The organism is Aquirufa sp. (genome assembly GCF_044239315.1).
GTDB lineage: Bacteria > Bacteroidota > Bacteroidia > Cytophagales > Spirosomataceae > Aquirufa.
In genome coordinates this window covers 40648-50584 of the sequence record NZ_JBIIBQ010000020.1, presented here as the reverse complement: position 1 = coordinate 50584, position 9937 = coordinate 40648, and the positions used below count along the sequence as shown (strand labels likewise).

The following is a 9937-nucleotide window of genomic DNA, read 5'->3' as shown; positions in this document are numbered from 1 at the left end:
GAGACATCACGATAACTACAACCAATAGTGTTGTTGATGGAAGTAATGTAGGGGTGAGTGGAGTGATTAGTGGTCGGAATTTCACGAAGTCTGGCGCAGGAATATTGAGATTGAGTGGGACCAATACCTATGCTGGTAGGACGACGATAGCAGCTGGAACGTTGCAGTTAGGTACAGGCACAAATATACCAGATGCGAGTGCGGTTTATTTTGCCGGAGGTAATTTAAATGATGGAGGTTTTAATGAAACAATGGGGGCTCTGTTTTTATCAAATAGCTCTAGCATTACCATGCAAAATTCAACGCACAGTCTTACGTTTGCAAGCGCAGGTACATTTGCCGGATATGCAAGTAACACTTTATTAACGATTATAGGCTATAACGGTCTTGGTACGACTACAGCGGTAGATACATACGGTATGGTGTCTGGATCATCGACCGTTTTTGTGACATTAAACGGAAAAAAACAGAATGTTGTAAATGGCGGGTTAAACCAGTTTGGAAGAATATTATCAGGATCTTTATCGAATCCTAATTATATATTTATCAAGTCAGCTTTAACTGCAACGCAATTAGGACAGATTCAGTTTTATGACTCAATAGGTAATAACTATTATTCAACGACACAAAAGCCCGTAGCTGGTACTAATGGCGAAATTGTCCCTGGCTCCCCTAAATAACGATTGATTTCAAAATATTTACTTTATGACCCGCTCTCTCCTCTTCCTGATATTATTCTCCACCACGGCCTTCGCTCAAAACTTTACCTTGGACGCCGTGAAGTCTTTTCCTTTTCCATCGGATTTAGTTCGATCGAAGAAAGGGGATAAGTTAGCTTGGGTGATTAATGAGAAAGGAGTTCGGAATGTCTATGTGGCCCAGGCACCGGATTTCGAGGCTAGGAAGGTTACGAATTACACTTTAGATGATGGCCAGGAGATTACCTCGGTTTCTATTTCAGACAGTGGGAATTGGGTGGTATTTGTGAGAGGTGGAGATCATAGTGCAGAGGTGGATGAGTTAAGACCCGTGAATCCTTCCGGGGCGCTGGTACCTCAAAATGTGAAGATTTGGCAAGTCCCTTTCGCGGGAGGCCTCGTTTCCACCGTATTTGAAGGGGATGAACCGGTAATTTCTCCAGCAAAAGATGATGCGGTGCTTATTAAGGATGGTCAGCCTTGGTTAGCTGAATTAGATACGACGTCTACGGATGGCTTTTTGAAAGAGCCTATTCGACTTTTTAAAACGCGCGGTTCAGTGACTAAATTACAATGGTCACCAGATGGGGAGAAAATCGCTTTTGAAGTTAAAAGAGACGAGCGCTCTTTTATCGGGGTGCTGACTCTAGGAACCGATCAGATTAAATGGATTGATCCTTCTTTTGCCAAAGACACGAATCCTAAATGGTCTCCTAATGGAAAGCAGTTAGCGTTTATTCGGTCTAATGCGTTAGGTGGATCGATTGACTCGCTGACTAGTAAGAAGAAAAGCTTTTGGAGTATTCGGGTGTTTGATATGGAGGCTGATAGTGCGAAGACGCTTTGGTCTGCTCCTAAAACAAGTAGAGGATCGCTGATTTATCCAGGCGGAGAGGTAAAACTTTTTTGGCCTAAAGATCAAATCCTTAATTTCCTCTCTTATCACGATGGCTGGCCTCATTTATATGCCATCAACACAACAGCGGCAGGCACAGCTACCTCTACCACACCTACTCTTTTAACGCCTGGAAACTTTGCGGTCGAACATGCTAGTTTAAGTGTGGATGGAAACTATTTTTTATTCGATGGGAACATGGGAACGGAGGCTGTGGATAAAGATCACCGGCATATAGGTAAAGTATCGATTGATAAGGCAGACATGCAGTCCTTATCGATTGGTTCAGGTAATGAATGGGGGGCTGTTTCACTGAATACAGATGGAGATATTGCCTACATCAAGTCCTCATTTAAAAACATTCCTCAGGTTGTTATTTCTCCTAAAAGTGGAAATCAAAAATCTCTGACAGAAAATCTAGTTACCACAGGTTATCCACAAGACTTACTCATCGAACCTAAGCAAGTGACTATAAAATCCTTAGATGGACTTCAGATATCTGGACAGCTCTATGATAACAGCAATGGCTCTTCTAAAAAGCCTGCGATTGTTTACCTACATGGTGGGCCGACGCAGCAAAATTTACTAGGCTGGCATGATTTGAACTATTATTCGGATATGTATGCGATGAATCAGTTTTTAGCCAATGCGGGTTTTGTGGTTCTTTCGATTAACTACCGCTCTGGAACAGGTTATGGACACGAATTTCAATTCCCTAAATTATCTGGAAACCTAGGCGCTTATGAATACCTGGACGTGAAAGCGGCAGGCGAGTGGCTTAGCAAGCAATCCTTTGTGGATGCGAAGAAAATCGGTCTATATGGAGAAGCGTATGGTGGGTATTTAACGGCACTAGGCTTAGCGCGTGATTCGAAACTTTTTGCAGCTGGCGTTGATATTCACGGCATGCACGATTGGACAAATGACATTCAAGTAGAAAAGCAAACCAGGGCACCTGACGGCGAATGGGCAACAGATCTATCGTATCTATCCTCGCCTATTTCGGGTGTTTCCACATGGAAATCCCCTACGCTATTCATTCATGCGGATGATGATCGGGATATTCCGTATTACCAAAGCGTGGATATCATCAATCGCTTGTTAAAACGCAAGGTGCCGGTGGAGACCATGGTCATCGTTGATGATTCACACCACTGGTTGAAGTACTCTAATAGCTTAAAGGTGATGAATGCGACGGCGAATTTCTTTAAGGCGAAATTGATGAAGAAATAGTTATTTCGATCCGATCAACAATCCTAAGCCAACCACATAAAGCAGCAGCATAATGTTCAGCAGTTTATGTGTTTCAGCGGAAGCATTTTTGAATTCTTTCCAAATAAATATCCCCCAAACTGCTGCCACCACAGTTGCTCCCTGGCCTAAGCCATAGGAAACCGCAGCGCCTGCTTTTTCTGATGCCAGTATGGAAAGTGCCATTCCTATAAACCAGATGGCACCACCTAAAATCCCAACTGAATGGTCTTTTACAGAGCCCAAAAGATAATGCGCTAAATTCAGAGGAGCACCGGAAAAAGGCTTCTTCATTTGGAATGTATTGAAGACGAAAGAACTCACAAATATGCCCACCGCAAAAACAACTAAGGCAGTATATGGCGTTAATTTGCCTACTTCAGGTGCTGCAAAATTAACCGCCATCGAAGCGGCCACATATTTATAAAATAATCCCATTAAGCAACCTGCCAGCACAGAAAGGACTAATCCTTTATTGGAAGCGGAAGCAGAGGAGATGGATTTATAGGCTCTCGCGTTTAGGAGGATGGCGATCGCAATTAAGGCAACCCCGCCAAAAATCAAGAACGGATTCCCCTGCGGGTCCGCTAAATAATTCACTAAAACCCCTAGAACTAAGGCGATTCCGATGCCCACCGGAAAAGCGACCGACATCCCAGCTATCCCGATGGCTGCGACTAGAAGGATGTTCGCGGCATTGAATAAAACCCCACCTATGAAGGCTGATTGCAAGTTACCGCCGCTGGCTTGCGCATAATCCGCTAAGAACCCTCGGCCTTGGGTGCCGCTGGAACCTAAGGTAAACGCTAGAATCAATGAAGCCAAAACGATTCCGATAGTGTAGTCCCAATAAAATAATTCGAAGCGCCATGAGTTGGAAGATAGTTTTTGAGTGTTAGCCCAAGATCCCCAACAAAGCATCGTGATGATGCATAATAAAACAGCAGATGAATAACTTTCGATGATAAACATGGCGCTTATTTTAGGTTGCCTAAACGGTAATATTTTGAATTAGTAGCGGTGAATGGCTTTTCAGCATAGACAATGGCGTCGAATAATTTGCAGTCATAACCATCTACTTTATTAAGCACTTTCAGTTTAACGTGGTGCTTTCCTGTGGCTAATTTATACTTCCATGTAATCTCATGGCGACGAGTAGTGAAGGCTACCGGTAGTTTTACCTTCTCAAAAAGCTTGCCATCCACGAAAACTTCTAAATCAAAAGTGCCCGTGTCTACCGATGCCCATTTGGCTGTCTCTCCACGAACCACGAAGCCATTTCCGTCGAAATCGAATTCATATTCGTCAGTTAAATTTTTTCCGATGTTGATCTTTTCTGTGGGAAAAGAGTGGTCGAAACTTTGTTCAAATGCTACGGCTTTAGGTGCAGAATAGGGGATGGATACGGCATTTTCTGAAACGCTGCCGCCGTTATTTTTGATGTTTTGCAAAGCATGCTTGAAGCCGATTTCATAGACATCGTTTAAGGACGTAGACGTGTATTTGAAGTCGATGTCTTCTGCCTCTTTCAAGCCTAATTTCCAATAAGCGGGTATTTTGTCGTAGCCTATCATCGCTCCTAAAATTCCTCCTGCGGATGATGGGTTGCAGTCCGCATCCTGTCCACAGCGAGTGGAGATTTCTAGTGTTTTCGTGAAATCACCATTTCCATATAATAATCCCATCACCACATAAGCGGAATTCACCGTTGCATCGATGTTAAACGGTGCGAAAACGCCATCTGGACAGCCGATGTCGTTTGCCCATTTGTTTTGAACTTCTAACCATGTTTTTGTCCAATCGTTCGGGTATTGCTTGTGCCATTTAATGACATCAGCGATGCATTTGTAGTATTGGCTGTTCGCTGGAATGGTTTTTAATGCTTCAGAAACCACTTTGTTGATGTCATTGTTGATAAAGGCCAAAGTATAGCAAGCCCCTAAATACACCCCACCATAATAGCCATCGCCGTAGTTCATGATGTGGCCGATTTTATCCGAGATTTTAGAAGCGGCATTCGGCATACCTGGTGACATTAAACCCGCGAAGTCACATTCGATTTGGTAATCAATACAATCCGCATGTGGATTATTTTCCCAGTATCCAGACGCTGGGGGCATCATTCCGTTCAAGATATTATAACGACCCGCCTGATTCGCATGCCAAAGCGCATAACCCGCCTTCGCATACGCCTTCGCGTGCGATTCTATGGGTGCATTCAATCCCTCTTTTTCAAATACTTCTACGAATGTCAAATCCATGTACAAATCATCGTACAATCCCGGATTATTGATCATCGTATTTTTTAAATAACCATCGTACCAGGGAATGGGGTGATAGGAATTGATCATCGTCCCGTTATAGCGAAACTCGACAGGCCCGCCAAAAGTTACGCCAATCGTTTGGCCAGCCCAGCCACCTTTAATTTTATCTTTCAAGATGGCTTTGCTCATGGAAATATTTTGTGCTTGAGCGGCTAAGGCTAGTAAACAGAAGAAGAGGATTTTTTTCATTAGTTGAGGTTTTGGTAGAGGTAGTTATGCATTAGTATTTTAATGAATTCAGCACTTTTAATGGTGGTACCTATCGTGGCGTTAGCCGGCTTATTAGGATCTAGTCGAGTATAGCCTTGATCGTCCACATAGACGTGCACTTTCTCCGTCGTAAATAATTCTGGATTGGTTTCCATTCCGATGGCTACCGGGTCAAAAAGGGTAGGAGTTTCCTGCCCCCATAACACGTACAAGCCCTGCATTATACTCGTAAGTGGCGATTGACGCATCAATAATTTGAGTCGATTTTCAGCAGACAATTTGACCATTGCCGTCACATCCAGTCCGGCGTAGATGATGTTTGCCCCTGATTGAACAAAGCTTTTTGCGGACGGAATATCACAGGTCACGTTCCACTCCGCATCGATTTTCGTACTGCCATCATAGCCTATTTTGAAAGACCCAAACATCGCATAGATGGCCTTCGCCTTCTGCAATTCTGTTCCTAATGGTGCCAAATTTGTGACAGGTCCTACGGAGAAAATGATGACTTCTCCTGGGTATTTTTTTAGTTGCGAACGGATGAATTCGGTGGCGCTAATGGATTTTTTTACTAAAGGTGAACCCTTCGCCCAATAAAACTGATCCGCGTACCAATTCGCTCTTTTCGAACTATTCGAGGTGTTTTTGCCTACATAGACCGGAATGTGAGTCTCACCGGTAACAGCAAGAAATTTATTGGCTAAGATAGCTCGATCGTCCGTTCGTCCATAACAAGTGGTGATTCCCAAAATCTCATAGCGATCCTGTAGCGTTAATAAATAACCCAGCGCATAGGCATCGTCGATGTCATCGCCAAGGTCACAATCGAAAATGACTTTTTGGCGCTGCTGTGCTGCTAGTGAAAAACTGACAAGAAGGAATAGAATCAATTTCTTCATAGTTCTTGTAGTTTTGGCATCGAAGCTTGTGCTCCCAGGCGAGTAACTGATATGGAGGCAGCTTTACAGGCAAATTTGATCGCTTCAGGGAAGTCCATCCCTTCCGACAATCCTACTACTAAAGCTCCATTGAAGCAATCGCCTGCGGCAGTGGTGTCTTGTGCCACGACTTTCGCGACTGGAACATGCTGCGTTTCGTAAGCTGTTTTGTAGAGGGCGCCTTCGGCGCCTAGAGTAATAATCACGTGTTGAACGCCTTTGTTCAATAATATATTCGCTGCTTTTTCGGCAGAAAGTAGATCTATTACAGCAACACTAGTGAGGATTTCCGCCTCCGTCTCGTTAGGCGTTATGGCGTATAAATGAGGGAATAATTCACCTGGTAAATCAGTCGCTGGTGCCGGGTTTAATACGACTTTAAGTCCTTTTTTCGCGGCTTTCTCAGCTGAATAGACCACCGTTTCTATTGGCGTTTCTAGTTGCATTAAAACGAAATCTCCAGCTTCGAAAATATCAGATGCCGCATCGATGTCAGCTTTCGAGAGGCAATTATTGGCACCAGACGCTACGGTAATACAGTTTTCGCCTTTGGCATCCACATTTATTAATGCCACACCAGACGGCGCAAATGGATCCTGCGTCACGAAACGCGTGTGAATTCCCTCGTTCTTGAATTGTTGTAGGGCAGTCTCCCCAAACACATCCTTCCCCACCTTGCACACAAAATGTACCTCGCCTCCAAGGCGCGCCGCAGCCACTGCCTGATTTGCCCCTTTGCCCCCCGGATTCATAAAGAAGTCCCCACCTAAAACGGTTTCTCCCGGTGAGGGCAAATGACCAGATTTGATCACCATGTCGGTGTTTGAACTACCGATAATTGTGATTTTCGTCATTTTTGCTTGGTTTATTCGTATTTATTCTCTGTAAATTAATAATTATTTTCCAAAATCCTGTCCTACCTTTGCATCGTGAAACGAATCGTCGCCCTTTTACTGTTCTTAGCTATGCAGGTTCCCTTGATGAATCAATGGGGTGCCGTGGCATACTACCGCATTAATCGCGACTATATTGCTGAAAATCTTTGTGTAAACCGCGATAAACCGATGTTGAACTGTAATGGTCAATGTTATTTAGCGAAGAAACTCAAAGCAGCAGAAGAGAAGGAGCAGAAATCGAATTCGGAGCGTTTAGAAAAAATGCCCGAAGTCGTTTTAAGCTTTCAAGCGATTCAACCTGTCTTTACTGCTCGTTTCACCTCTTCAGAACTCGTTGAAAACCATTTTTCTACGCAGGAATTCTTTCCTAACGCAGCCGCTAAAGGCTTTTTCCACCCACCCCAGGACCGTTTGATTTAAGAGAGTTCTCCCAAGTTTCAGTTTAGACACTTGTGGCTATGGCGTACACTATGTATGCCTGAAATTATTTTATCAAACGATAATAACGTGAATTATAAAGAAATATTATGTGTCCTAGGATTAATCCTATTCGGCACATCTACATTTGCACAATCAAAAATCGATTCGTCTAAAACTACCCAATTAGAAGAAGTTATCGTTACGGCGAATAAGCGAGAAGAGCGCCTCGTAAAAGTAAACACCTCCATTACCTCTCTATCTGCAAAGAAAATTGAAGATACACGTACTTGGGGCTTAAGTGGCCTTGCGGCTTTAGTTCCAAATTATAATTATCAAGAACTTGGTGTTTCTTTCCAACAGATTCAATCGATACGCGGTATTCAAGTATTCAGTGAAAATCCTGCTGTTTCCACGTATATAGACGATGTGAACAACATTGATATTTTAGCTAACGGTTTTGCCTTAACTGATGTTGAACGAATAGAAGTGTTAAGAGGTCCACAAGGAACCTTGTATGGACGTAATGCCATGGGTGGAGTTGTGAATATTATTACGAAAAAGCCGACAAATAAAACCAGTGGATTTGCAGAATTAAGTTTTGGTAATCTAGGTTTACAACGTTACAGCGTGGGCTACAAGACCCCTTTGGTGAAAGACAAACTTTTCTTAGGCTTAAATGGTCTTTATCAAACACAGGAGGGCTTCTTAAAAAATGACATTACGGGAACCAGCACTAAGGATGCTAAATTAAATGGCAAGTCAGTAGGCGATGAACAAAATCTGTATGGAAATCTCTATTTAAAATGGATTCCTTCCAATCGATTTAATCTAACATTAAATTTAAAAGGCCAACAAGATAAGAGTGATAATTCTGGATTTATGGTATCTCAGTTTAGCGACACGTATGCGTTTGCAAATCCTGACAAAATCAATTTAGCGCGCATTGCGAAACATGAGCGTGATATTTTAAATACATCTCTCGTAGCAAAATACCAAGGGAATAAGTACACGTTAACATCTATTTCTGCTTTGCAAACGATCTCTTTTGGCTTTCAAGATTTAGATTTCCCAGGCATTTATCACTCGTATTATGAAGGTAAAATTGGTGAGTTATTACCTCCTCAAAAAGTTTGGAGTGAAGAATTCCGTATCAACTCGAATTCAGATGGGAAATTACAATATACTGCAGGGGTATATATGTTCGCTCAGAAAGGGTATGAGCCTACCACAAATACCGCTTATGAATTATCGGATGCTGAGGCAGGAATGTTCGGGCTTTCCAAAGGCGCATTTTTAATTAGCCGTAATCGGAGTAACAATTCAGGTATCGCAGGGTTTGGAGAATTAAGTTATTTATTAACCTCTAAGTTGAAAGCGACAATTGGATTGCGCTATGATTATGAAAAACGGGAAGCGACCTTTAATGGATTCGGAGATGCGGTACTTTTAAATGGAGCGGTGATGGAACTTAAACCGAACATTACAGCCGAAGGAACGTATTCTGCACTTTCACCTAAATTCTCTTTAAGCTATGCGGTGAATGACTTAGCCAATATTTATGGTAGTTATACCAGAGGATTTAGAGCGGGAGGAATCAACGCAAGTTCATTACCTGCAGGTGTTCGCCAAACGTTTGACCCGGAATATTCCAATAACTATGAAGTGGGCTACAAGTCTTTCTTGCTAGACAAAAAAGTAAGCATCGGCGCGTCTGCCTTTTTAATTCAATGGAAGGATTTGCAATTCTATAATTTAGTCGCGCCTTTTACCTATGCGAGAGAAAATGTGGGCGATGCTCAATCTGCTGGTGTTGAATTAGAGATTTCCGCAATTCCTGCGAAAGGACTTCAATTAGATGCAAGTTTTGGATACAACCCAACGGAATACAAGGGGTTCAATTTGAAGAGGGTCAACTTTGGTACTGGTGTAGAAACAACAACTGCCATAGGCGGAAACAAACTTTCAAATGCCCCTAATCATACCTTATTCTTAGGGGCTCAGTATGAATATCCGGTATCTAAGACCGTTAAATTTGTCGTTCGAGGCGAATTAAGAAACATGGGTTCTCAATTCACAGATATTCAAAATAAAATTGAGCAACCTTCTTATACGCTTTTGAATTCAAGAGTGGGAATTACGAATGGTACTTATAGCCTTTTTGTTTGGGGACAAAACTTGAATAATGAACGTTATCTAGCTTATGGAAATCCGGACAGCAGCTTTGGTAGACAAGCCAGAATAGCTACACCAAGAACAATGGGTGTGACATTAAGCGCTAAATTTTAAATAAAATACTTGAGCCCAT

Annotated in this window: 8 protein-coding genes; 4 read left to right on the top strand and 4 right to left on the bottom strand. The window is 42.6% G+C overall.

Features of this window, described 5'->3' with window-relative positions; genetic code table 11:
• The coding region (locus ACILP5_RS08390; protein WP_395618212.1) for an autotransporter-associated beta strand repeat-containing protein at nt 1-680 on the top strand (680 nt) is incomplete at its 5' end.
• Nucleotides 681-705: 25 nt separating this feature from the next.
• Nucleotides 706-2826 carry a S9 family peptidase gene (locus ACILP5_RS08385; RefSeq protein WP_395618211.1) on the top strand — a complete coding sequence of 707 codons (2121 nt, stop codon included), beginning with the start codon at nt 706-708 and terminating at the stop codon, nt 2824-2826.
• Here ACILP5_RS08385 and ACILP5_RS08380 read toward each other — a convergent pair whose 3' ends face one another.
• The 4 genes from ACILP5_RS08380 to rbsK are packed head-to-tail and all read right to left on the bottom strand — an operon-like array spanning nt 2827 to nt 7170.
• Nucleotides 2827-3816: a GRP family sugar transporter gene (locus tag ACILP5_RS08380; RefSeq protein WP_395618210.1), complete on the bottom strand. Its 990-nt coding sequence runs from the start codon at nt 3814-3816 to the stop codon at nt 2827-2829. It abuts the gene before it with no gap.
• Nucleotides 3817-3821: 5 nt separating this feature from the next.
• Nucleotides 3822-5357, bottom strand: a complete 1536-nt coding sequence (locus tag ACILP5_RS08375) for an ADP-ribosylglycohydrolase family protein (RefSeq protein WP_395618209.1) — start codon at nt 5355-5357, stop codon at nt 3822-3824.
• A complete protein-coding gene (locus ACILP5_RS08370; protein WP_395618208.1) occupies nt 5357-6277 on the bottom strand; it encodes a nucleoside hydrolase in 921 nt (306 codons plus the stop codon). Before ACILP5_RS08370 ends, ACILP5_RS08375 begins: the two co-directional genes overlap by 1 nt.
• A complete protein-coding gene (gene rbsK / locus ACILP5_RS08365) occupies nt 6274-7170 on the bottom strand; it encodes a ribokinase (RefSeq protein WP_395618207.1) in 897 nt (298 codons plus the stop codon). Before rbsK ends, ACILP5_RS08370 begins: the two co-directional genes overlap by 4 nt.
• A gap of 75 nt (nt 7171-7245) precedes the next feature.
• Here rbsK and ACILP5_RS08360 point away from each other — a divergent pair, with 75 nt between their 5' ends.
• Both ACILP5_RS08360 and ACILP5_RS08355 read left to right on the top strand, forming a co-directional pair.
• Entirely contained in the window at nt 7246-7632 is a 387-nt protein-coding gene (locus ACILP5_RS08360) for a hypothetical protein (RefSeq protein ID WP_395618206.1), read from the top strand.
• Nucleotides 7633-7686: 54 nt separating this feature from the next.
• A complete protein-coding gene (locus ACILP5_RS08355; protein ID WP_395618205.1) occupies nt 7687-9918 on the top strand; it encodes a TonB-dependent receptor in 2232 nt (743 codons plus the stop codon).
• The last annotated feature ends 19 nt before the right edge of the window (nt 9919-9937 follow it).

Excerpts from the sequence above, each read along its gene's own strand:
- ACILP5_RS08385 (WP_395618211.1), top strand. The coding sequence starts at position 706 with ATGACCCGCTCTCTCCTCTTCCTGATATTATTCTCCACCACGGCCTTC.
- ACILP5_RS08380 (WP_395618210.1), bottom strand. The coding sequence starts at position 3,816 with ATGTTTATCATCGAAAGTTATTCATCTGCTGTTTTATTATGCATCATC.
- ACILP5_RS08375 (WP_395618209.1), bottom strand. The coding sequence starts at position 5,357 with ATGAAAAAAATCCTCTTCTTCTGTTTACTAGCCTTAGCCGCTCAAGCA.
- ACILP5_RS08370 (WP_395618208.1), bottom strand. The coding sequence starts at position 6,277 with ATGAAGAAATTGATTCTATTCCTTCTTGTCAGTTTTTCACTAGCAGCA.
- rbsK (WP_395618207.1), bottom strand. The coding sequence starts at position 7,170 with ATGACGAAAATCACAATTATCGGTAGTTCAAACACCGACATGGTGATC.
- ACILP5_RS08355 (WP_395618205.1), top strand. The coding sequence starts at position 7,687 with ATGCCTGAAATTATTTTATCAAACGATAATAACGTGAATTATAAAGAA.